The sequence below is a fragment of the Streptococcus sp. 27098_8_109 genome (assembly GCF_041432295.1).
In the GTDB taxonomy this organism is placed as follows: domain Bacteria; phylum Bacillota; class Bacilli; order Lactobacillales; family Streptococcaceae; genus Streptococcus.
Genome location: NZ_JAPVZJ010000001.1, coordinates 92,640 through 115,488 on the forward strand (window position 1 = coordinate 92,640; position 22,849 = coordinate 115,488).

At 41.0% G+C, this 22,849-nt stretch carries 22 protein-coding genes and 2 pseudogenes; 19 read left to right on the forward strand and 5 right to left on the reverse strand.

The window, feature by feature from the left end:
• Positions 1–691: 691 nt before the first annotated feature.
• The 4 genes and pseudogenes from O3664_RS00480 (at position 692) to O3664_RS00495 (ending at position 4,142) form a co-directional block, all read left to right on the forward strand.
• Entirely contained in the window at positions 692–2,203 is a 1,512-nt protein-coding gene (locus O3664_RS00480) for an ABC transporter ATP-binding protein (RefSeq protein WP_261099471.1), read from the forward strand.
• 290 nt (positions 2,204–2,493) lie between these two features.
• Positions 2,494–2,691: pseudogene (locus O3664_RS00485) on the forward strand (hypothetical protein); the annotation flags it as partial.
• Between the two features lie 81 nt (positions 2,692–2,772).
• A complete protein-coding gene (locus O3664_RS00490) occupies positions 2,773–3,096 on the forward strand; it encodes a potassium channel family protein (protein WP_000825751.1) in 324 nt (107 codons plus the stop codon).
• Complete coding sequence (locus O3664_RS00495; RefSeq protein WP_049516469.1) at positions 3,093–4,142, forward strand: DUF389 domain-containing protein; 1,050 nt, start codon at positions 3,093–3,095, stop codon at positions 4,140–4,142. Before O3664_RS00490 ends, O3664_RS00495 begins: the two co-directional genes overlap by 4 nt.
• 243 nt (positions 4,143–4,385) lie before the next feature.
• On the opposite strand, the gene thrS is transcribed toward O3664_RS00495, so the two are convergent.
• The 3 genes and pseudogenes from thrS to O3664_RS00510 all read right to left on the reverse strand — a co-directional run bounded on the left by thrS (position 4,386) and on the right by O3664_RS00510 (position 7,026).
• Positions 4,386–6,329, reverse strand: coding sequence for a threonine--tRNA ligase (gene thrS / locus O3664_RS00500; protein WP_000608345.1), 1,944 nt, complete (start codon positions 6,327–6,329; stop codon positions 4,386–4,388).
• Positions 6,330–6,369: 40 nt separating this feature from the next.
• Positions 6,370–6,578: pseudogene (locus O3664_RS00505) on the reverse strand (hypothetical protein).
• Between the two features lie 73 nt (positions 6,579–6,651).
• A complete protein-coding gene (locus tag O3664_RS00510) occupies positions 6,652–7,026 on the reverse strand; it encodes a hypothetical protein (RefSeq protein WP_001252466.1) in 375 nt (124 codons plus the stop codon).
• Positions 7,027–7,231: 205 nt separating this feature from the next.
• Between O3664_RS00510 and rpsO the strand changes: the two genes are divergently transcribed.
• The 6 genes from rpsO (at position 7,232) to O3664_RS00540 (ending at position 12,676) form a co-directional block, all read left to right on the forward strand.
• Positions 7,232–7,501 (forward strand): 30S ribosomal protein S15, encoded by a 270-nt coding sequence (rpsO, locus tag O3664_RS00515; RefSeq protein WP_001018251.1) that lies wholly within the window; start codon positions 7,232–7,234, stop codon positions 7,499–7,501.
• Positions 7,502–8,315: 814 nt separating this feature from the next.
• Positions 8,316–8,936 (forward strand): CadD family cadmium resistance transporter, encoded by a 621-nt coding sequence (locus O3664_RS00520; RefSeq protein ID WP_000531713.1) that lies wholly within the window; start codon positions 8,316–8,318, stop codon positions 8,934–8,936.
• Between the two features lie 233 nt (positions 8,937–9,169).
• Complete coding sequence (locus O3664_RS00525; protein ID WP_261028965.1) at positions 9,170–10,216, forward strand: iron ABC transporter permease; 1,047 nt, start codon at positions 9,170–9,172, stop codon at positions 10,214–10,216.
• A 1-nt stretch (position 10,217) separates the two neighbouring features.
• Entirely contained in the window at positions 10,218–10,973 is a 756-nt protein-coding gene (locus tag O3664_RS00530) for an ABC transporter ATP-binding protein (protein ID WP_371613468.1), read from the forward strand.
• A gap of 19 nt (positions 10,974–10,992) precedes the next feature.
• On the forward strand, positions 10,993–12,003 hold the full coding sequence (locus O3664_RS00535) for an ABC transporter substrate-binding protein (protein ID WP_371613469.1): 1,011 nt from the start codon (positions 10,993–10,995) through the stop codon (positions 12,001–12,003).
• Positions 11,984–12,676, forward strand: coding sequence for an alpha/beta hydrolase-fold protein (locus O3664_RS00540; RefSeq protein WP_045611209.1), 693 nt, complete (start codon positions 11,984–11,986; stop codon positions 12,674–12,676). The genes O3664_RS00535 and O3664_RS00540 overlap by 20 nt, the downstream gene beginning before the upstream one ends.
• Positions 12,677–12,719: 43 nt before the next feature.
• Here O3664_RS00540 and O3664_RS00545 read toward each other — a convergent pair whose 3' ends face one another.
• Complete coding sequence (locus O3664_RS00545; RefSeq protein WP_000500197.1) at positions 12,720–13,469, reverse strand: 1-acyl-sn-glycerol-3-phosphate acyltransferase; 750 nt, start codon at positions 13,467–13,469, stop codon at positions 12,720–12,722.
• A gap of 132 nt (positions 13,470–13,601) precedes the next feature.
• Between O3664_RS00545 and O3664_RS00550 the strand changes: the two genes are divergently transcribed.
• The 6 genes from O3664_RS00550 to O3664_RS00575 all read left to right on the forward strand — a co-directional run bounded on the left by O3664_RS00550 (position 13,602) and on the right by O3664_RS00575 (position 20,905).
• On the forward strand, positions 13,602–15,938 hold the full coding sequence (locus O3664_RS00550) for a cation-translocating P-type ATPase (protein WP_371613496.1): 2,337 nt from the start codon (positions 13,602–13,604) through the stop codon (positions 15,936–15,938).
• A 100-nt stretch (positions 15,939–16,038) separates the two neighbouring features.
• A complete protein-coding gene (locus O3664_RS00555; RefSeq protein WP_064275968.1) occupies positions 16,039–16,716 on the forward strand; it encodes a tRNA (adenine(22)-N(1))-methyltransferase TrmK in 678 nt (225 codons plus the stop codon).
• Positions 16,703–17,500: a Nif3-like dinuclear metal center hexameric protein gene (locus tag O3664_RS00560; RefSeq protein ID WP_049551333.1), complete on the forward strand. Its 798-nt coding sequence runs from the start codon at positions 16,703–16,705 to the stop codon at positions 17,498–17,500. The genes O3664_RS00555 and O3664_RS00560 overlap by 14 nt, the downstream gene beginning before the upstream one ends.
• Positions 17,501–17,516: 16 nt before the next feature.
• Positions 17,517–18,620 carry an FAD-binding oxidoreductase gene (locus O3664_RS00565; protein ID WP_000754641.1) on the forward strand — a complete coding sequence of 368 codons (1,104 nt, stop codon included), beginning with the start codon at positions 17,517–17,519 and terminating at the stop codon, positions 18,618–18,620.
• A 298-nt stretch (positions 18,621–18,918) separates the two neighbouring features.
• Positions 18,919–19,938, forward strand: coding sequence for a UDP-glucose 4-epimerase GalE (gene galE / locus O3664_RS00570; protein WP_049502394.1), 1,020 nt, complete (start codon positions 18,919–18,921; stop codon positions 19,936–19,938).
• Position 19,939: 1 nt separating this feature from the next.
• Complete coding sequence (locus O3664_RS00575) at positions 19,940–20,905, forward strand: glycosyltransferase family 2 protein (RefSeq protein WP_033686887.1); 966 nt, start codon at positions 19,940–19,942, stop codon at positions 20,903–20,905.
• Between the two features lie 57 nt (positions 20,906–20,962).
• Here O3664_RS00575 and O3664_RS00580 read toward each other — a convergent pair whose 3' ends face one another.
• Positions 20,963–21,160, reverse strand: coding sequence for a ferredoxin (locus O3664_RS00580; protein WP_004235080.1), 198 nt, complete (start codon positions 21,158–21,160; stop codon positions 20,963–20,965).
• A gap of 45 nt (positions 21,161–21,205) precedes the next feature.
• Here O3664_RS00580 and O3664_RS00585 point away from each other — a divergent pair, with 45 nt between their 5' ends.
• The 3 genes from O3664_RS00585 (at position 21,206) to O3664_RS00595 (ending at position 22,847) form a co-directional block, all read left to right on the forward strand.
• Positions 21,206–21,697 (forward strand): SAG1386/EF1546 family surface-associated protein, encoded by a 492-nt coding sequence (locus O3664_RS00585; RefSeq protein ID WP_001040919.1) that lies wholly within the window; start codon positions 21,206–21,208, stop codon positions 21,695–21,697.
• 9 nt (positions 21,698–21,706) lie between these two features.
• Positions 21,707–22,378, forward strand: a complete 672-nt coding sequence (cmk, locus tag O3664_RS00590) for a (d)CMP kinase (protein WP_000849387.1) — start codon at positions 21,707–21,709, stop codon at positions 22,376–22,378.
• 130 nt (positions 22,379–22,508) lie between these two features.
• A complete protein-coding gene (locus tag O3664_RS00595) occupies positions 22,509–22,847 on the forward strand; it encodes a zinc ribbon domain-containing protein YjdM (RefSeq protein ID WP_001061596.1) in 339 nt (112 codons plus the stop codon).
• Positions 22,848–22,849: the final 2 nt, after the last annotated feature.

The following is a 22,849-nucleotide window of genomic DNA, read 5'->3' on the forward strand; positions in this document are numbered from 1 at the left end:
TAAATACTGGTTCAAAGTGAAGTTTTGTATGCTTTATACTTTTGTTGAGTATAAAATCTATAAACTAAGGGTGAATTACAAAAATTAATTTGAGATGAAGTGAATTGTAGACTTGGGAAATGTCTCCTATTCGATTTCAGAATGAATCGTTGATACAGGATTAAAAGAACTGCAGCTTTCTTTTTATTTTGAATGAGATAGGTGTATATAGATTTGTGTAACTGGTGTAGAACTGTTTCCAAGAATTTATTGAATGTATCGAATACACACATCCTATTGATTTTGAACCAGTTTTTAATTTCTAAATGTTATAATAGTTTTATCAAGTAAAAGGAGACTACCATGATTGGAGACAATATAAAATTCTTACGAAAATCACATAATCTGATATAACCAGAATTTTCACGGATTGTGGGTGTGTCACGAAATAGCCTAAATCGTTAGAAAAACTGAAAAGCTTACTTTCAATAGAAGTGTTGGAAATATTCATTTTACATCTATCAAAGAAACATGGGATAGACCTATATTTTACAAAATAGCAAATTATATTTTGAATGATAGTAAAAACTGCAGAACTTGTGTGATTTACAATTATTGCACTCAATGTCTGAGTATCGCACTATCTGAAATAAGGAATAGTAGAGATTGTTCTGAGATATGTAAAAAAACGCATTAGCAAGGAGTATCGTATATGCTACCATATCTTAAAACTATTAGATGGTATCTCTTCTTTAATTTTCTTTTTGGTGCAATATCGAATATCTGCACTGCTTTGTTACCGTATTTCACGCAGGCATTAATCAAAGGGGATTATCAAGTAGCTCTATATGGTTACTCTATGTCAGTGGCAGGCTATTTGAGTTGTAACTATATCCAAATGATACTTGATTGGAAGCAGGGGATTATCTTTTCGACTACTTTGAAAAATGAGTGGTTTCGTTCACTTCTGGGACTCAGTCACCACGATTTCAAGCAGAAAACAGTAGCAGAGTATATTTCCTATCAATCTAATGACCTAGATTCGTTGGAAAAGGATTACCTTCCTCCATTGATGAGTTTTATCAAACAAATTTTACGTATCATCATTTACGCTTTCATTATTAGCAGAACAATTAATCCTATTGTATCACTGATTTTAATCTTTTCCACTGGAATTAGTATTCAAATTCCTAAAATCGTTGGGAAGTTGACCGCTAATCGTAGACAGGTTTACTTGAAAAAACAAGGAGATTACTATCGAACTTTGGAGGATTTGCTCATGGGACATCATTTGGTAAATAAACTAACTATGTCGCATTTTTTGAATCAACAAAAGAGATCTCTAAAGAATTTGCAGGATAAGTATTTTAAGTATGGTTTGACAAAAATTACAGGCATCTTATTGACAGGTGTTTCTTTTGAATTCATTAGTCTTGTTCTGTTTATTTATTTAGCCTACTCTCTATCTCACCAGCAACTCGGTATTCCTGAGGTGGTGGCGAGTTTCGGATATATTAATGCTTTTTCTGAACCAATACAGGAAATCCTTTATGATTTACAAATGTTAGAGTCCGTAAAGCCTGTAATCAAGAGTTTTCAAAACATTGTTGGGAGACCCGTTTCAGTTCAAGCACCTCAACATTCTTTTGATACGATTACTTTGAAAAACATTTCCAAACAACTGGGAGAATCAAAATTGATAATTACTTCCGCTACGATTCAAAAAGGGGATAAAATTGCGCTTATTGGTAAGAATGGGTCTGGAAAAAGTAGTCTTCTCAACATTTTAAATGGAACAGATGAAGATTTTGAAGGACAAATTGTGCTAGATGGGCTTGTTTTGGACCATCTTTGGGGAAGATTCGGTATGATTCTGCAACAAGAACATACATTTATTTCGAGTTATGAAAATAATGTAACGCTATTCAATAGTTTCAATGAAAAATTCAGAGAAGAAGATTTTGAAAAAATTCCACCACAATCCCTGTCAGGTGGTCAGCAACAACGAATGTATTTAAATCGTGAGAAAAATCGTAAAAATCCATTGCTTATCCTAGACGAACCTTTCTCTGCCTTGGATACTAATCAGTTTAAAATGGAATTGGAAAGAGTTCTGGAACTACCAAGTGCCGTCATTGTTACTTTACATCGCCAAAACGAATTATTAAGTAAGTTTGACCAAGTTTGGGAAATTAAGAATGGAGAACTTGTAATTTTGAAATAGCTAAATTATAAAGAATAAAACGCATAGTATCAAGGTTCAGGAGATACCGTTTTTCCTTCTTCGGATAAGGAAACAAAAATTTCTTGCTTCATCTATCTATTCAATTGATAGATTTCTTCGAAGAAAGACTGTAAAATTTTTGATATAATGTTAAGGATGGACTGACGGATATTTAAAGGATAATTTTCAAAAGAATAACAGGTGAGAAGAAAAATATGTAAGATTGGACAGAAGTCTCTCTACCATCATCCATGCAGAAACAAAATTATACGAAATAAAAGGAGTAACCAATGACTGGAAACTATTCAACACGTGAATACCGTGAGAAATTATATGATGATCTTCATGTTCGATTAAGAGATACAGTGATTTTGATGTGTGCGATTTTTATTGCCTCTATTGGCCTAAATATGAATTCAACAGCTGTCATTATTGGAGCCATGCTGATTTCCCCTCTTATGACACCGATTGTTGGACTGGGGTTTGGTGATGGAGATCATGTCCTATCTTCACTTTGATTATTGGAAAAAAACGGCTCGGTCAGGAGCTAGTATGAATAAGGAGAACAAATGAAACGTTTAAAAATGTTATGGCATATTATGCAGGTTACGGGTTTTACTCGGTTTGCTCTGAGTTTTGTGACCTTTGTTTTTGGGTCAGGAGGCGTGCTTTTCCTAGTTGAACCTGCTATCACAAATTACGGAGACGGTCTTTGGTATGCTTTTGTGACTTCGACGACTGTCGGCTACGGGGATCTCCTAGCTGTGACCTTGATTGGAAGGATTACCAGTGTCTTCTTGACGATTTATGGGCTCATATTTTTTGGCTGTTTATCAGCTGTTATTTTTAATTATTATACCAATTTAAATAAGGAAAGAGGAGAGGACAAATGACTGCCAATTATTCAACACGGGAATACCGTGAGAAATTATACGATGACCTTCATGTTCGATTGAGAGATACAGCGATTTTGATGTGTGCAATTTTTATTGCCTCTATCGGACTAAATATGAATTCAACAGCTGTCATTATAGGAGCCATGTTGATTTCACCTCTCATGACACCGATTGTTGGACTGGGATTCGGTTTAGCTATTTTTGATACGCGTTTAATCAAGCAATCTCTAGAGGTTTTATTGACTCAAGTGTTGGTCAGTTTGCTTGTCTCGACTCTGTATTTCTGGATTTCTCCCTTGTCTTATGCAAGTAGCGAGTTGATTGCACGAACCTCTCCAACCATTTGGGATGTCCTCATTGCTATTGCTGGTGGGATTGCTGGTGTGATCGGTTCAAGGAAAAAAGAAGCAAACAATATCGTGCCAGGAGTAGCCATTGCTACAGCTCTGATGCCGCCTATCTGTACTGCTGGCTATGGTTTAGCTAATGGGAATGTACGATTTTTATTGGGGGCTCTCTATCTTTTCTTGATCAACTGTGTCTTTATCATGCTAGCCAACATTGTTGGAACAAGAATTTTGATGAGAAAATCTCCTTTAACTTCATTTAAAGAGCTGAGCATTAAAATGAGAATTGGCTTGATATCTTTGATTGTATTGTTGATTCTTCCAGCTAGCTATTCGGCAGTTACTCTGACAATAGAACAAGCGCGCAAAGAAGGGATCAAACAGTTTGTAGGAAAAGAGTTCGCCAATTATACGGTTATTAATCAAGTCTACAAGTCAAGTAACAATGAATTGGTCTTGACGGTTGTTGGAGATCCGATTTCAGAAGAAGAATTAGAAACACTCCACCAAAAACAAGCCTCTTACGGTATTCAATCTGTTCAATTGAAAGTGAATCAAGTTCAGAACTCGCCAACATTAGATAGTGAAGCGACCAAGGAATTTTATGAAAACATTGACAAGTATATTGATCAAAAACTCTCTGAAAAAGATTCACAAAAAGATCTCGTAAAAGAAAATGAAGCAGACAAGGATTGAGGATATTGACCTTATCTAACTCATGAAAGCAAATCTTGTGTGGTGGTTTGGTCAATCACTACTAGCTCGGATTAAATAATACTCTTCGAAAATCAAATTCAAACCACGTCAGCGTCGCCTTACCGTACTCAAGTACAGCTTGCGGCTAGCTTCCTAGTTTGCTTTTTGATTTTCATTGAGTAAAAATATAAAAAGCAACAGCTGAAATAGTTGTTGCTTTTTAGGTAGCTAGGATTTTATCTCTTATTTCTCAACGCGTGATTTGTTGGCGATATCAGCTAGGATAGCTTGAACAAAGTCATCAACTGAGACAGTTTGTGTTTCTTTTTGTCCGTAGCGACGAACGTTGACTGTTCCGTCTTCCATTTCCTTGTCCCCAACGATCAATTGGTAAGGAATCTTGCTTGTTTGTGACGCACGGATCTTGAACTGCATTTTTTCATTGCGCTCATCTACATCTGCACGAACACCACGGTCACGGAGTTTCTTAGCCACTTCCCAAGCGTAGTCCACGTGTTTTTCGTTAGATACTGGGATGAGGGTTACTTGGTGTGGTGCAAGCCATGTTGGGAAGGCACCCTTGTAGTTCTCAATCAAGATAGCTGTAAAGCGCTCCATAGTAGAGATTACACCACGGTGGATCATAACTGGACGGTGTTCCTCACCATCAGCTCCGATGTATTTAAGGTCGAAGCGTTCTGGAAGCAAGAAGTCAAGTTGGATAGTAGAAAGGGTTTCTTCTTTTCCAAGGGCTGTCTTAACTTGAATATCCAATTTTGGTCCGTAGAAGGCTGCTTCACCTTCGGCTTCAAAGTAGTCCACGCCCATTTCATCAAGGGCTGCACGAAGCATGGTTTGAGCATTTTCCCACATCTCATCGTTGTCAAAGTACTTGTGAGTATCTTGAGGGTCACGAAGAGAGAGGCGGAAGCGGTATTCAGTCAAGTTGAAATCTTCATAAACATCGATAATCAACTGAAGGGCACGCTGGAATTCTTCTTGGATTTGTTCTGGAGTCACAAAGAGGTGACCGTCGTTGAGTGACATTTCACGTACACGTTGAAGACCAGTGAGGGCACCAGATTTTTCATAACGGTGCATCATACCGATTTCAGCAATACGGATTGGCAACTCACGGTAAGAATGAACATGGTGTTTGAAGACTTGGATGTGGTGCGGACAGTTCATTGGACGAAGGACAAATTCTTCCCCGTCACCCATGTCCATAGTTGGGAACATGTCTTCTTGGTAATGATCCCAGTGACCAGAAGTCTTGTAAAGTTCAACAGAAGCAAGTGGTGGAGTGTATACGTGTTGGTAGCCAGAAGCCAACTCTTTGTCTACGATGTAGCGTTCCAATTCACGACGGATAGTCGCACCATTTGGCAACCAGAATGGAAGTCCTTGACCAACCTCTTGAGAAATCATGAAGAGATCAAGCTCTTTACCAAGTTTACGGTGGTCACGTTCCTTAGCTTCTTCACGCATTTGAAGGTAGTTTTTCAAGTCTTTTTTGTCAAACCAAGCTGTACCGTAGATACGTTGCATCATAGCGTTGTCGCTATTTCCACGCCAGTAAGCACCTGCTACATGGAGAAGGTGGAAGATTTGGATACGGCCTGTTGAAGGGACGTGTGGGCCACGGCAAAGGTCTACATATTCACCCTGACGATAGATAGTCAAACCGCCTTCGTCTTCTGAGTGTTCTTCAATCAATTCCAACTTGTAAGGGTCGTTTTTAAAGATTTCACGTGCCTCGTCTTTAGTCACTTCTTCACGAATTGATGGGAAGTTTTCTTTGACAATTTTTTGCATTTCTTCTTCGATACGAGGAAGGTCTTCGTTAGAGATTTGACCAGCTGTGTTGTCAGTATCGTAGTAGAAGCCGTCCTCGATGGCTGGACCAACACCCAAGTGAATGTCTGGGAAAAGACGACGAGCTGCTTGGGCAAACAAGTGAGCGGCTGAGTGACGCAAGATTGGAAGGGCATCTTCGTGGTCAGGTGTCACAATTTCGATGCTTCCATCTTCAGTGATAGCACGAGTAGTGTCGATGAGTTTGCCGTTAAATTTACCAGCCAAGGCTTTTTTTGCTAGGGAATTGCTGATAGATTGGGCAATTTCAAAAGTTGTAACGCCAGATTCGAATTCACGAACAGCGCCATCTGGGAAAGTAATGTTAATCATGATGTTCTCCTTACTTATATTATTGACGAATGTGTTAACCCTATTCTGAAAACAGGGACAGAGGACTGTGAAAGCTAGAAAAACAAAAAGCGACATCCTCGAAAGGACGTCGCAACGTGGTTCCACCTTCATTTATGTTCCTCAAAAAAGAGGGACACCTCTGATTGGCTCTAACGTGGCCACCGTTTTATGTTTTCATAAAAAACTCAAGAGTAGTATCAGTTTAGGCTTCCTATGCGTTTCCAGCAACCACGCACTCTCTAGTAGAAAGGGACTAAGTGACTTGTCTCTATGGATTATTATAGCATGATTGTGAGATTTTTCAAGGATTTTGTGAAAGTTTTTTGTTTTTCATTTTTTGTAGAATATACTTGATACCAATACCGGAAGCCATGCCCACCAGAGCAAAGATTTCATAGGCTAAAAAGTAAAACCAGATAAATTCACCAAAGGTTATGATAGTAAAGCAAAAGAGCAGTCCGTTACCAATTAACCACCAAAGTGAGAAACGGAAACGGTAGCTATAGAGTAGCGATATAATCAAGATTACCAGAGGTGTAAAGAAGAGAAGATTGTTTATATAGAGTCCCTTGAGTGTAAGGGGGTCAGAAACAACTAGCAAGAACAACTCATAAAGTGGCCAATAAAAGAAGGATATGACCAGATAGTAGGGGAGATGGAAATAGAATCTACGCATGATAATCACCTCGTTTTAAAAAAACAGATAACTTAAATCTCTTGCTATGATTATTATAGCATGTTTAAAACAAGAAAGTAAATCTGTTGACAAAGAAGTTAGTTATTGGTAGAATAGGGATTGTCGTAAAGACAAATAACTTCTTCTTGGTTACAGGCATGCCAACCTGTCACTCGGATGAAGCCAAATAAAAAGGAGAAACATCATGGCAATCTCAAAAGAGAAAAAAAATGAAATCATCGCACAATATGCACGTCACGAAGGTGATACAGGTTCAGTAGAGGTTCAAGTTGCTGTCCTTACTTGGGAAATCAACCACCTTAACGAACACATCAAACAACACAAAAAAGACCACGCTACTTACCGTGGATTGATGAAAAAAATCGGTCGCCGTCGTAACTTGCTTGCATACTTGCGTAAAAACGACGTTAACCGTTACCGTGAGTTGATCAACTCTCTAGGACTTCGTCGTTAATTCAAGATACAAAGGCCGTCAAAAGCACAAAGCAAAAATAGGAAAATTGACGAAGAAACTTCAGTTTCTAGGAGATTTTATCTTTTTTGCCAAGTGCTTAGGCCGTGTTCAATTGAGCATATCTTGATAATGAAGCTACTCTAAATTGGGTAGCTTTTTTACTTTTGTCAACTTACCTTGGTATACTCAAGTATAATCTTCGGTTACGGTTCCTAGCACTGTAAGGTAAAATAAACCAGATATTCTCCCTTCGGGGAGATTTTTTTGTTTCACTGAAAGTTTCGTACATTCTTCTCCTCGTCGCCTAGTCTATAAACGTTTTATCCAGCAAGAATCATGATGCTAAGGGCGTAAGAAATCCGTATGAAAATAGGGAAACGACACCGTGTTCGATGAACACAAGGAGTTTCATCTTTTTCACTAGGATTTTAGCCCGAGCTCAAATCAGCTCTCTGATTTTCAGAGGGCTTTTTTATTGAGGTTTTATCGGTCACAATTTTGGAGACTACAAAAACCTCAAATGGTATCAGCTAATTACACCATAAAGGTGCGTAGCTACTCGGCTTGAAAAGCCGAGTAGCTGTCTGCAAGCCCCCTCGGAGAGCCCACACTTTACGAAGTAAAGTATAGTATGTTATACTTTACATGGAAGTAGTCACCGAATTCCAGTTAGAAATTACTTTGTAACTACGTTTTGAGGAGGAGTAAAATGCTTTCCTATGTTCGACATTACCCACTAGCGATAGCTAAATTAATGTGTCTGTGCTCTCCTAAAATCTGCTGATTTATTACTGACCAATACAGGAGGTTTTTTATGGGACAGACAATCATATCTGCTATTGGTGTTTATATTTCCACCAGTATCGATTATTTAATTATTTTATTTATTTTATTTGCACAGCTATCACAGAATAAACAAAAATGGCATATTTATGCGGGGCAATATCTAGGCACAGGCTTACTTGTAGGGGCGAGTTTAGTTGCTGCTTATGTCGTTAATTTCGTGCCTGAAGAATGGATGGTTGGATTGCTTGGTTTAATCCCTATCTATTTAGGGATTCGCTTTGCAATTGTTGGAGAAGGTGAGGAAGAAGAGGAAGAAGAGGAAGAAATTATTGAAAGATTAGAACAAAGCAAGGCAAATCAACTGTTTTGGACAGTTACATTGCTGACAATTGCGTCTGGCGGAGATAATTTAGGTATCTATATACCTTATTTTGCTTCGTTAGATTGGTCACAGACCCTCGTGGCGTTGCTTGTGTTTGTAATCGGTATAATTATCTTATGCGAGATTAGTCGGGTGTTATCCTCTATTCCGTTAATATTCGAGACAATTGAAAAATACGAGCGAATCATTGTGCCCTTAGTATTCATTCTACTTGGACTATACATCATGTATGAAAATGGCACGATAGAGACTTTTCTGACCGTGTAGATTTTTTTGTTTCACTAGGATTTTATCCCAATCTCAAATCAGCTCTCTAATTTTAGAGGGCTTTTTATGTTGTCCTCTTACCTCGATATACTCAAGTATAATCTTCGGTTACGATTATTAGCACTGTAAGACCAACTATATTCATTTTTCTCATCTTGTTCCATTGTTGAAAATATGGTATACTTTTCATGAGAATTTTCTAAATTTTTAAGATTCTATCATAGGAGGTTTGCATGCTTTCCAAATTTTCTGGAAGCCGACAAGACCAGCAATTTGTGTTACTTTTAGTTATTTTGCTAGCTACTTTAGGGATTTCTCTCTTTCTAGCAGTTTCTATGGGATCTGTTGCGATTGATCTAGGAGCTACCTATCGGATTATTTTGAGCAGGTTGGGATTTCCTCTTGAGATAGGAGAGGTTTCCAAGTCTACTCTTGCCATTGTATGGAACATGAGATTCCCTCGAGTATTGTTAGGTCTGATAGTGGGGGCTGGTCTTTCTATGTGTGGTAGCGTGATGCAGTCTACAGTGAACAATCCCATCGCAGAGCCTTATGTCTTAGGAATATCTGCGGGTGCAACTCTAGGGGCAACCTTGAGCATCATTCTTGGTTTAAAAGTGATGATTAGCCTTGGAGCTTTTCTTGGAGCTATTTTGGCAACAATTGCTGTCCTCATCATTGCCTCTATGCAGGGAAGGATGACGACTTCTAGTCTGATTTTATCAGGAACCGTGGTCAATGCTCTCTTTCTGGCTTTTTCAAACTTTATTATCTCAGTTGGAGCTAATGCGGATAGTGTGATGACCATTAAGTTTTGGACCATGGGCTCGCTCGCTGGGACTTCCTGGGCAGACTTGGTCCTGCCAACTATAGTAGTAGGAATGGCCTTTCTATTTTTCTCTACCCAGTATCGTGTTTTTAATGCGATGATGATGGGAGATGAGGCTGCTTTAACTTTGGGAATTCCCTTACGCTTTTATTGGTATCTTTATGTGACCATGGTGGCTGTGCTGACAGCAGTCTTAGTGGCAACCTGTGGGATTATTGGATTTGTCGGTCTGATTACTCCACATTTAGCTCGAGGGTTAGTAGGAACGAATTACAAGAGGCTTTTTCCTGTTGCAACCTTGCTGGGTGCCCTCTTTGTCATCTGGGCAGACGTACTCTCTCGTATCATCATTCCAAACGCAGAGCTTCCTATTGGTATTTTCACAGCCTTAGTAGGTGCTCCCTTCTTTATCTACATTGTTGGAGGTAGGCGAAGGGAGGTGAGGAGCTGATATGGACTTGATTTGTCAGGATGTCCACTTTGGACTGGGAGAGAAAAAAATCCTCAAGGGAGTTTCTCTTAAAGTTGAAGGGAATCAATTTCACACGATACTAGGACCAAATGGAAGCGGGAAAAGCAGTCTACTTAAACTCCTCTATCGTCAGGAAAAGGCGGACAAAGGCTTGATAAGCCTAGATGGAAAGCCTCTGGAACAATGGACGCTCAAAGAAACAGCCAAGCAAATGGCAGTTGTGACCCAGTTTAACCAACTGCAGTTTGATTGTACAGTTGAAGAAATCGTCTTGCTGGGAAGAACTCCCCACCTCTCTTTTTTACAGAAGGAAAGGGAAAGGGATTTTACGCTCGTTCAAGATGCCCTCGTTAAGGTGGATATGCTCGAGAAGAAAACTCGTCTCTATTCGTCCCTGTCGGGGGGAGAGAAACAGCGAGTTTTGTTAGCCCGCGCCTTGGCGCAAGAACCGACTCTCTTGCTCCTGGACGAACCAACCAATCACCTGGATATCAGGTATCAGCTAGACTTGTTGGCCATTGTGAAGAATCTCAAGGTCAATGTTCTAGCTGTCCTGCATGATATTCAACTTGCTTGTCGCTATTCGGATTATCTCTATCTGATGAAAGAGGGGGAAATCCTTTACCAAGGGACTCCAAAGGAGACCATCACCCCTGAGTCATTGCAAACTGTATATGGAGTTCAAAGTCAAGTGACTTGGACCGAGGATCAGCAAGCCATGATTCACTATTTATAAGAATGAAAAGGAAAACAATATGAAAAAAACACTAAGCATTTTACTCGTAACAGTAGCTACCTTAACTTTGGCAGCTTGTGGCAATACTACTACAGAAAAAGCTACCACACAACCTAGCACAGAAACAAGTCAAAAGGCTAAAGCAGAGACGACTTATCCACTAACGGTCAAAACCTATGACGCGAAAGGGAATGAAGTCGAACAAGTTTTTGACAAGGCACCTGAAAAAGTTATTACAAACAATCTTTCAACCACTGAAATCTTATTGGAGTTAGGGTTGAAGGATAAAATTGCTGGCATGCTCAATCCAGACAATGCTGTGACGGACAAATACAAGGACGCGATTGCGACTATTCCTCAAATCGGGGATAAAAAAACAGTCTCACAAGAGACAGTCCTTTCTTATGAGCCAGACGCTTTGATGGGTCGAAACATGATGTTTTCTGAAAAGTCCTTGGGGACAGTTAGCACTTGGAATGAAAATAAAATCCCAGTTTATACACAAAAAGCTTCTCTCTCAACAATTCAGCAAGATTTGGGGAATATCGTAGAAGATGTCAAAAATCTTGGAATGATTTTTAATGTTCAGGAAAAATCCAATGAATACGCAGCCCAATTACAAACTAAAATTGACGCTGTTAAGAAAGCAAATCCAGCAAGCCAAGGTGAAAAGAAAAAGGCTTTGATTATGGTTGCTTATAATGATCAAACCTTCGGTGCCTACAAGTCTGCTTTGCAAGAAAGTTTGTTGAACCAACTTGGTTATACAAACGTTGCTACGGGGACATCAGGCTTGACCTTGGAAAATCTCGTGTCAATGGATCCTGAATTGATTATCTATGTAACCAGCGATCGTAATAAAAAATTGGATGAAAAAGCAGTAGAGTTGATGAAGGCAAATGCTGTTTTGGAAAGCGTTCCTGCTATTAAGAATCAAAAAATCATGACCATCTCTTACGATGAATTGATGGACTATGGTCCATCAGTGATTGATTCCCTTGAGAAAATCAATGACTTTATCAATAAATAATGAGTTTGATTGGGAAGGAATTCAAGTCAAAATCAGCCTTCCCTCTAACTACGACCCCAATCAAACCTATCCGGCTATTTTATTGAATGATGGAAACTTGGACTTCCTATCGTCCCTTTCCGAATCTGTGATTTTAGTGGGCTTGACCTCTAAAAATCGCTTAGACGACTACACTCCCTGGGCGACATCAGCTCTGAGAGATGGAGCTCCAGATTTTGGAGGTCAGGCCAACGCCTATCATGATCATTTATTTGGAGGTCTTTTAGACAAGTTGCAGTCGCTTTATCGCCTGGACGAAACTCGCCTTGCTTATGGAGGCTACTCACTAGGTGGTTTGGCGGCAGTCTACAGTCTTTTCAGCTTTGACAAGGTTTCCTGTGTCTTTTCGATCTGCGGTTCCTTTTGGTATCCTGATTTTGTGACTTACTGCAAGGCAGAGACAGTGAAAAATCTAGACTGTTTGCTGTATTTACAGAATGGTCAAACAGAAGGAGCCAATCATAGTAATCGCTTGGCTCAAGCACCAGCCTATGCTGAACAGATCCATACCAGTCTTCAGAAATGCTATCCGAACGGCCAGTTTGTCTTTGATCCTCATGGACACCATGAACAAGTAGTTGAACGATTCCTAGCTTTTTCCAGCTGGTTAGCCCAAAAATGGAAAATCGAATAAAAGATTTATCCCTTGGCTTTTGCCAAGGGATTGTTGTATTTATTTAAGCAAGTTTTTCTCTTTTCTTATCTGGATTCCAGATAAAGCTTGCGATAAAGCTAAAGATGATGGTTAGGATAGCGAGGATAATGGCAAGGATGAGGGCAGGGATGCGGATAAGCCACCAGAGTGGGTTTGGTTTTTTATTATTGTGCCATTGTTTCGTTTCTTGGTCCAGACGTTGAAATTCTGTTTGGATACGATTGGCGACTGTTTCAATGCCTTCGTCATTCATTTTTTTGATATCTGAGATATCAATTGGATTTCCAAAGTTCATATCGACACGTTCACGACTAATCAAGCCCTTCAAAGTCATAGGACCTGTGTAGGTAACCGGCATGATACGGACCTTGGCCATTTTAGCAATCAGGGCTACGCCACCCTTGACATCGTTTGAGTGGCGGCTACCACTTGGAAACATGATGAGAGAGCGGTCACTTTTTTTGAGAACATTGATAGGATATTTGATGGCAGAAGCGCTAGGATTTTCCCGGTCGATAGGAAAGGCACCACACATACGAATCCACCAGCCAAAGATACGGTTGGTAAAGAGCTCTTTTTTGGCCATAAAGATAAATTGTTTTGGTTTGGTCGCAAAGGCCATATAAACTGGATCCCACCAGGTGCGGTGAGGTGCAACCAAAATATAATTTTCATCTTGATTAGGAATTTTATCAGTATTATGATAATGGGCATTGCCATTGATGGACCATAGGAGCAATACAACCAATCCACGTAAATAAGTATAAAACATGCGATCTCCTTCGATTATTTTCTTGTTATTATTATACCTTATCAAAGGAGGGCTGGCAAACTTTTCCCTTGACTAGGTTCGTATTTGGGATGAGATTAGAATTCTTTTAGAAAAAATGATATGATAGAATTCATGGATAAAAATAAGATTATGGGATTAACCCAAAGAGAAGTCGAGGAAAGACAGGCTAAGGGCTTGGTCAATGATTTTACCGCATCGGCTAGTACAAGCACTTGGCAAATCGTTAAACGAAATGTCTTTACCCTTTTTAATGCTTTGAACTTTGCCATTGCTTTGGCACTAGCCTTTGTGCAGGCTTGGAGCAATCTGGTCTTCTTTGCCGTTATCTGCTTTAACGCTTTTTCTGGGATTGTGACTGAGCTGCGGGCCAAACACATGGTGGACAAGCTCAATCTCATGACTAAGGAAAAGGTTAAAACCATTCGTGATGGCCAGGAAGTAGCTCTGAATCCTGAAGAATTGGTTTTAGGAGACGTCATTCGTTTGTCTGCTGGGGAGCAGATTCCTAGTGATGCCTTGGTTCTAGAAGGTTTTGCGGAAGTCAATGAAGCCATGTTGACCGGTGAGAGTGATTTGGTGCAAAAGGAAGTTGACGCCTTGCTTTTGTCTGGAAGTTTCCTAGCCAGTGGGTCAGTTTTGGCTCAAGTCCACCATGTCGGGGCAGACAACTATGCTGCTAAACTCATGCTGGAAGCCAAGACCGTTAAACCGATCAACTCACGTATCATGAAATCGCTGGACAGGTTAACTGGTTTTACTGGGAAGATTATCATTCCTTTTGGTCTAGCTCTCTTGCTAGAAGCCTTGCTTTTAAAAGGCCTGCCTCTTAAGTCATCTGTTGTAAATTCGTCGACAGCCCTTTTGGGGATGTTGCCCAAGGGAATCGCCCTTTTGACCATCACTTCGCTTTTGACTGCGGTTATTAAGCTGGGCTTGAAAAAGGTCTTGGTACAGGAGATGTACTCTGTTGAGACCTTGGCGCGCGTGGATATGCTCTGTCTGGACAAGACGGGCACCATCACCCAAGGAAAGATGCAGGTGGAGGCTGTTCTTCCACTGACGGAAACTTACGGTGAAGAGGCTATTGCCAGAATCCTGACAAGCTATATGGCCCATAGTGAGGATAAAAATCCAACAGCTCAAGCTATTCGCCAACGTTTTCAAGGCCGGGTAGCCTATCCTATGCTTTCGAATCTTCCTTTCTCAAGCGACCGCAAGTGGGGTGCTATGGAATTGGAAGGTCTGGGGACAGTTTTCTTAGGAGCGCCTGAGATGTTGCTGGACTCTGAAGTCCCAGAAGCCAGAGAGGCTTTGGAGAGAGGGTCACGTGTCTTGGTCTTAGCTCTTAGTCAGGAGAAACTGGACCACCACAAACCACAGAAACCATCTGATATTCAGGCTCTAGCCTTGCTGGAGATCTTGGATCCGATTCGAGAGGGAGCAGCAGAGACGCTGGACTATCTCCGTTCTCAGGAAGTGGGGCTCAAGATTATCTCTGGTGACAATCCAGTCACTGTATCCAGCATTGCTCAGAAGGCTGGTTTTGCGGACTACCACAGCTATGTAGATTGCTCGAAAATCACGGATGAGGAATTGATTACTATGGCTGAGGAGACAGCTATTTTCGGACGTGTTTCTCCTCATCAAAAGAAACTCATTATCCAAACACTGAAAAAAGCGGGGCATACAACAGCTATGACAGGAGACGGAGTCAATGATATTCTCGCCCTTCGTGAGGCGGATTGTTCTATCGTGATGGCGGAAGGGGATCCGGCGACGCGTCAGATTGCCAATCTGGTTCTCTTGAACTCAGACTTTAATGATGTTCCTGAGATTCTCTTTGAAGGTCGTCGCGTGGTCAATAACATTGCCCATATCGCCCCGATTTTCTTGATAAAGACCATCTATTCTTTCTTGCTCGCAGTTATCTGTATCGCCAGTGCTCTTCTGGGACGATCTGAGTGGATCTTGATCTTCCCTTTCATTCCGATCCAGATTACCATGATTGACCAGTTCGTGGAAGGTTTCCCACCATTCGTTCTGACTTTTGAGCGAAATATCAAACCTGTTGAGCCAAACTTCCTCAGAAGATCCATGCTTCGTGCTCTACCAAGTGCTCTCATGGTTGTGTTCAGCGTTCTTTTTGTGAAAATATTTGGAAGTAGCCAAGGTTGGTCTGAGTTAGAAATCTCAACTCTACTCTATTATCTCTTGGGGTCAATTGGTTTCTTATCCGTATTTAGAGCCTGCATGCCATTTACCCTATGGCGTGTCCTCTTGATTGTTTGGTCAGTAGGAGGCTTCCTAGCTACAGCTCTCTTCCCAAGAATTCAAAAACTACTTGAAATTTCAACCTTAACAGGACAAACATTACCTGTTTATGGTGTCATGATGTTGGTCTTTACCGTGATTTTCATTTTGACCAGTCGCTACCAAGCTAGAAAATAAAGAAAGGCTGCAATCTGTGGATTGCGGTCTTTTTAGGTACAAGATTGCCAGCTGAAATGTGGTATAATAAGAGGTAATAGAGTTTGGAAAGTGAGAGAAGATGATTTCAAAGAGATTAGAATTAGTGGCTTCCTTTGTGCCACAGGGAGCCATTTTACTAGATGTGGGGAGTGACCATGCTTATCTGCCTATCGAGTTGGTCGAAAGAGGACAAATCAAAAGTGCCATTGCAGGTGAGGTTGTAGAAGGTCCCTACCAGTCCGCGGTTAAAAATGTTGAAAGTCACGGGTTAAAGGAGAAAATCCAAGTCCGTTTAGCAAATGGCTTGGCAGCCTTTGAAGAGGCAGATAAGGTATCGGTCATTACCATTGCTGGTATGGGTGGTCGTTTGATTGCCAGGATTTTAGAAGAAGGCTTGGACAAGTTAGCTAATGTAGAGCGTTTAATCCTCCAACCCAATAATCGTGAAGACGACTTGCGTATCTGGCTACAAGAGAACGAATTTCAGATTGTAGCTGAAAGTATCTTAGAAGAGGCTGGCAAGTTTTACGAGATTTTGGTGGTGGAAGCAGGACAAATGAAGCTATCAGCTAGTGATGTTCGCTTTGGTCCCTTCTTGTCCAAAGAGGTCAGTCCAGTCTTTGTCCAAAAATGGCAAAAAGAAGCTGTTAAGCTAGAGTTTGCCCTCGGACAAATCCCAGAAAAAAATCTGGAAGAACGTCAAGTTCTAGTAGATAAAATTCAAGCCATCAAGGAGGTTCTCCATGTTAGCAAGTGAAGTGATTAATGCGTATGAAGCCTTTTGCCCTCAGGAATTTTCCATGGAGGGAGACAGTCGTGGTCTGCAAATTGGTACTTTAGACAAGGATATCCAAAGGGTCATGGTGGCTCTCGATATTCGTGAAGAAACGGTGGTTGAAGCCATTGAAAAGGGTGTAGACTTGATTATTGTCAAGCATGCGCCGATTTTCCGTCCCATCAAGGATTTGGTAGCTAGCCGTCCACAAAATCAGATTTACATTGATTTGATAAAGCATGACATCGCAGTTTATGTCAGCCATACCAATATTGACATCGTTGAAAATGGCCTCAATGATTGGTTCTGTCAGATGCTAGGTATCGAGGAAACGACTTATCTGCAGGAGACAGGTCCTGAACGTGGAATTGGACGTATTGGGAATGTTCAGCCTCAGACATTTGGGAAATTGGCCCAGAATGTCAAGCAAGTCTTTGGTCTAGATAGTCTTCGAATGGTGCATTATCAAGAGAGCGATTTGCAGAAGCCTATTTCAAGAGTGGCCATCTGTGGTGGAAGTGGGCAGTCTTTCTATAAGGATGCTTTGGCAAAGGGGGCAGATGTCTATATCACTGGTGATATTTACTACCACACTGCCCAGGATATGTTGTCTGATGGGTTACTGGCATTGGACCCAGGTCACTATATTGAAGTGCTTTTTGTGGAAAAAATTTCTGCACTCCTTACTCAATGGAAGGCTGAAAATGGCTGGACAATTGATATTGTACCTAGTCAAGCATCGACCAATCCTTTCCACCATATCTAGTTAGAAAGTGAAAACAATGAAAAAAGTTGCCATTATTGGAGCAGGAATTGTGGGAGCAACAGCTGCCTACTACCTCTCTAAAGAAAGTGACCTAGAAGTAACCGTCTTTGACCATGGACAAGGTCAGGCTACCAAGGCCGCAGCGGGAATTATCAGTCCTTGGTTTTCCAAACGTCGCAATAAAGCCTGGTACAAAATGGCGCGCTTGGGGGCTGACTTTTATGTGGATTTGTTGGCTGATTTAGTGAAGTCAGGGAAAGAAATTGACTTTTACCAGCGTTCGGGAGTCTTTCTCCTGAAAAAGGATAAAACTAAGTTGGAAGAACTCTATCAACTAGCCCTCCAGCGTAGAGAAGAATCTCCTTTGATAGGCCGGTTAGCCATTCTGGACCAAGCATCAGCTAACGAATTATTCCCTGGTTTGCAGGGATTTGACCGTCTGCTCTATGCTTCTGGTGGAGCGAGAGTAGATGGTCAACTCTTGGTGACTCGTTTGCTAGAAGCCAGTCAGGTCAAGCTGGTCAAAGAAAAAGTGAGTCTGACACCTTTAACATCGGGTTACCAGATTGACGAAGAGGTGTTTGATCAGGTTATTTTGGCGACGGGAGCTTGGTTGGGACATCTGTTAGAGCCTTTAGGTTATGAAGTAGATGTTCGTCCCCAAAAGGGGCAACTCCGAGATTATCAGCTGGCCCAAGACATGGAAGCTTACCCTGTTGTTATGCCAGAAGGGGAGTGGGATTTGATTCCTTTTGCAGGTGGGAAATTGTCCTTAGGTGCTACTCATGAAAATGACATGGGATTTGATTTGACGGTAGATGAAACTTTACTCCAGAAAATGGAGGAGGCAGCCTTGCCTCACTACCCAACCTTGGCAGAAGCGAAATCATCTGGTGAACGTGTGGGAATCCGTGCCTATACCAGTGATTTCTCTCCTTTCTTTGGAGAGGTTCCAGAATTGTCAGGTGTCTATTCAGCCAGTGGACTAGGTTCATCAGGCCTCACAACGGGTCCTATCATTGGCTACCATCTAGCTCAACTGATTCAAGGCAAGGAGTTGACCTTGGACCCTCTAAACTACCCAATTGAAAACTATGTCAAACGAGTAAAAAGCGAATAATACTCAATGAAAATCAAAGAACAAACTAGGAAACTAGCTGCAGGCTGCTCAAAGCACTGCTTTGAGGTTGTGGATAGAACTGACGAAGTCAGCTCAAAGCACTGCTTTGAGGTTGTGGATAGAACTGACGAAGTCAGTAACATATATATGGCAAGGCGACGTTGACGTGGTTTGAAGAGATTTTCGAAGAGTATAAGCATTTTACTGAAATTTTATCCTACCCTCTAGGATGGCAAATGACATTCCCTATCAAAAATGGTAAAATAAGAAAAAATAATCTGAGAATCGAGGAAAGAAGATGCAAGAAAAGATTTTGGTAACGGGTGGAGCAGGTTTTATCGGAACCCACACTGTTATTGAGTTAATCCAAGCAGGTCATCAAGTTGTTGTGGTGGATAACCTTGTTAATAGTAACAGAAAAAGTTTAGAAGTTGTTGAAAGAATCACAGGAGTTGAAATTCCGTTTTATGAGGCAGATATCCGTGACACAGATACACTCAGAGATATTTTCAAGCAAGAAGAACCAACTGGTGTCATTCATTTTGCTGGCTTGAAGGCTGTCGGTGAATCTACCCGTATTCCTCTTGCCTACTATGACAATAATATCGCTGGAACTGTTAGTCTTTTGAAGGTCATGGAAGAAAACAACTGTAAAAACATCATTTTCAGTTCTTCTGCGACAGTTTACGGAGATCCTCATACAGTGCCAATCTTGGAAGATTTCCCACTTTCAGTGACCAATCCATATGGCCGTACCAAACTCATGCTTGAGGAAATTTTGACCGATATCTACAAGGCAAACTCAGAATGGAATGTGGTCTTGCTTCGTTACTTTAACCCAATCGGAGCTCATGAAAGTGGAGACCTAGGAGAAAATCCAAATGGTATTCCAAACAACCTCTTGCCATATGTGACTCAAGTAGCCGTTGGAAAATTAGAGCAAGTGCAAGTGTTTGGAGATGATTACGATACGGAAGACGGAACTGGTGTTCGTGACTATATCCACGTTGTCGATTTGGCTAAAGGTCACGTTGCAGCTTTGAAAAAAATCCAAAAAGGTTCAGGCCTAAACGTTTATAACCTTGGAACAGGTAAAGGCTACTCAGTTCTTGAAATTATCCAAAACATGGAAAAAGCGGTGGGACGTCCAATTCCTTACCGTATCGTAGACCGTCGCCCAGGGGATATCGCAGCCTGCTATTCAGATCCTGCAAAAGCCAAAGCAGAACTCGGCTGGGAAGCAGAATTAGGCATCACCCAAATGTGTGAAGACGCATGGCGTTGGCAAAGCAAGCATCCAAATGGATTTGAAGACTAAGATGGTGATGTCAATCATTGTCCCCTGTTTAAACGAAGAGGAAGTACTTCCTCTTTTTTATCAGGCTTTGGAAGCTTTACTTCCAGATTTGGAGACAGAAATCGAGTATGTCTTTGTCGACGATGGATCAAGTGATGGGACCTTGGAACTCTTAAAGTCCTATCGGGAGCAAAATCCGGCAGTTCATTATATTTCTTTCTCTCGAAATTTTGGCAAAGAAGCAGCTCTCTATGCAGGCTTGCAATATGCGACAGGAGATTTGGTGGTGGTGATGGATGCAGACCTCCAAGATCCTCCTAGTATGTTGCTTGAGATGAAAGCTCTACTAGACAAAAATGCAGACTTGGACTGTGTTGGAACACGCAGAACCAGTCGAGGGGGAGAACCCTTCTTTCGCAGTTTCTGTGCTAATCTCTTTTATCGTCTTATGCAAAAAATTAGTCCAGTAGCCTTGCCGTCAGGTGTCCGTGATTTTCGCATGATGAGAAGATCTGTAGTCGATGCTATTTTAGCTTTGACCGAGTCCAATCGTTTTTCAAAGGGGCTCTTTGCCTGGGTGGGTTTTAAAACCCACTATCTGGACTATCCAAATGTCGAAAGGCAGGCTGGCAAGACCAGTTGGAGTTTTAGGCAACTCTTTTTCTACTCCATTGAAGGGATTGTTAATTTTTCAGATTTTCCCTTGATTATCGCCTTTGTGGCAGGTCTCCTATCTTGTTTTATTTCTCTACTTATGACCTTTTTTGTTGTGGTTCGGACCCTCATTTTGGGCAATCCGACATCAGGTTGGACCTCTCTGATGGCTGTTATTCTCTTTCTCGGAGGGATTCAACTCTTGACCATTGGGATTCTCGGCAAGTATATCAGTAAGATTTATCTAGAGACTAAAAAAAGACCACTTTATCTCGTCAAAGAAAAAAGTGACCTTCCTGATCTTACAGAAAAAAATAAAGAGAAAAGACTATAATTTTGCATGGAAATATGCTAAACTAGAAGGAGTGGAACGTTCTTATCGATGTTAGAGTTAATCTTTAATCAAGGCACGTGTCGGACAGTTTCTAACAGCTTCTACGACGTCCTGACTAGGAGAGATTTCTTTTTCTAGTTGGTCAGGGTCATCGTAAAAACGCACGATTCCATTATCGTGGTAATCAAATAATTCAGAATAAGTTTGGCAAAGCCCACAGGCAATGCAACGTTCAGGTATAAGTGTGATTTTCATATTTATATTGTAATAAGAAAAGTAAAAAAAAACAAGGAGTAAGGTATGGCAAAAGAACCGTGGCAAGAAGATATTTATGAGAATCAGGAAGAAACAAGATCAGAACGTCGTAAGAGAGAACAAGGTGGAGGAGTGCTGGCTAATCGTATCTTGACTATTTTAGCAAGTATTTTCTTTGTGATTGTAGTCGTGATGATTATTGTTCTTATCTATCTTTCATCGGGTGGGAGTAATCGCACAGCAGCCTTGAAAGATTTTCACGATTCAGATACAAAAGTAGAGCAAGTTTCTTCTACTTCTAGTAGTAGTTCAGAGCAGGCATCTTCTAGTTCAGAGGAGAAGGTAGAAGAGTCATCTAGTAGCTCAGAACATCCAACTGATCCAGAAGGAACTACAAAAGTTATGGCTGGAGAAGGAGAAGCAGCTATTGCCGCTCGTGCAGGAATCTCGATTGCTCAGTTAGAGGCTTTGAATCCTGGCCATATGGCTACAGGATCTTGGTTTGCTAATCCTGGAGATGTGATTAAGACTAGATAGGAGTCATAAATGAAGACGATTCAAATTGCTATTGACGGTCCTGCTTCAAGTGGCAAGAGTACGGTCGCAAAGATTATTGCCAAGGATTTTGGATTCACCTACCTAGATACAGGTGCTATGTATCGTGCAGCGACCTACATGGCTCTCAGGAACCAATTAGGAGTTGAACAAGTTGAAGAACTTTTAGCCTTATTGGACCAGCATCCAATCAGTTTTGGACGCTCAGAAACTGGAGAACAACTTGTCTTTGTAGGAGATGTGGATATTACCCATCCTATCCGTGAAAATGAAGTGACCAATCATGTTTCAGCTATTGCAGCAATTCCTGAAGTACGAGAGAAACTAGTTTCTCTCCAACAAGAGATTGCCCAGCAAGGTGGGATTGTCATGGACGGTCGCGATATTGGGACTGTTGTATTGCCACAAGCAGAATTGAAAATTTTCCTAGTAGCTTCAGTCGATGAGAGAGCAGAGCGCCGTTACAAGGAAAATATTGCCAAGGGAATTGAAACAGACCTTGAAACTCTAAAAGAGGAAATTGCTGCGCGTGACTACAAGGATAGTCATCGTGAGACTTCGCCTCTCAAACAAGCAGAGGATGCTGTCTACCTTGATACAACTGGCTTGAACATTCAAGAAGTAGTTGAAAAAATCAAAGCAGAAGCTAAAAAAAGAATGTAGATGTAGAAAAGCCGATAGATTGATATCGGTTTTTTTCTATATTTGTCAAAATGCTGATTTTAAGGTATAATAGTTGCTGTTCGAGAAATTTTGATTTTCAAAGAATAGTGAATGATGATAAGGAGAAACCATGAACAACCTACCAAATTGCCCAAAATGTAACTCAGAGTATGTCTACGAAGACGGTGCCCTACTGGTTTGCCCAGAGTGTGCTTATGAGTGGAATCCTGCTGAAGTTGCAGATGTAGAAGAGGGTCTTGTTGCTATCGATGCCAACGGGAATAAATTGGCTGACGGTGATACAGTAACTCTCATCAAGGACTTAAAAGTAAAAGGTGCGCCAAAAGATTTGAAACAAGGGACGCGCGTGAAGAATATCCGCATCGTAGAAGGCGACCACAATATCGACTGTAAAATCGATGGCTTCGGTGCCATGAAACTCAAATCAGAGTTTGTGAAGAAAATTTAAGC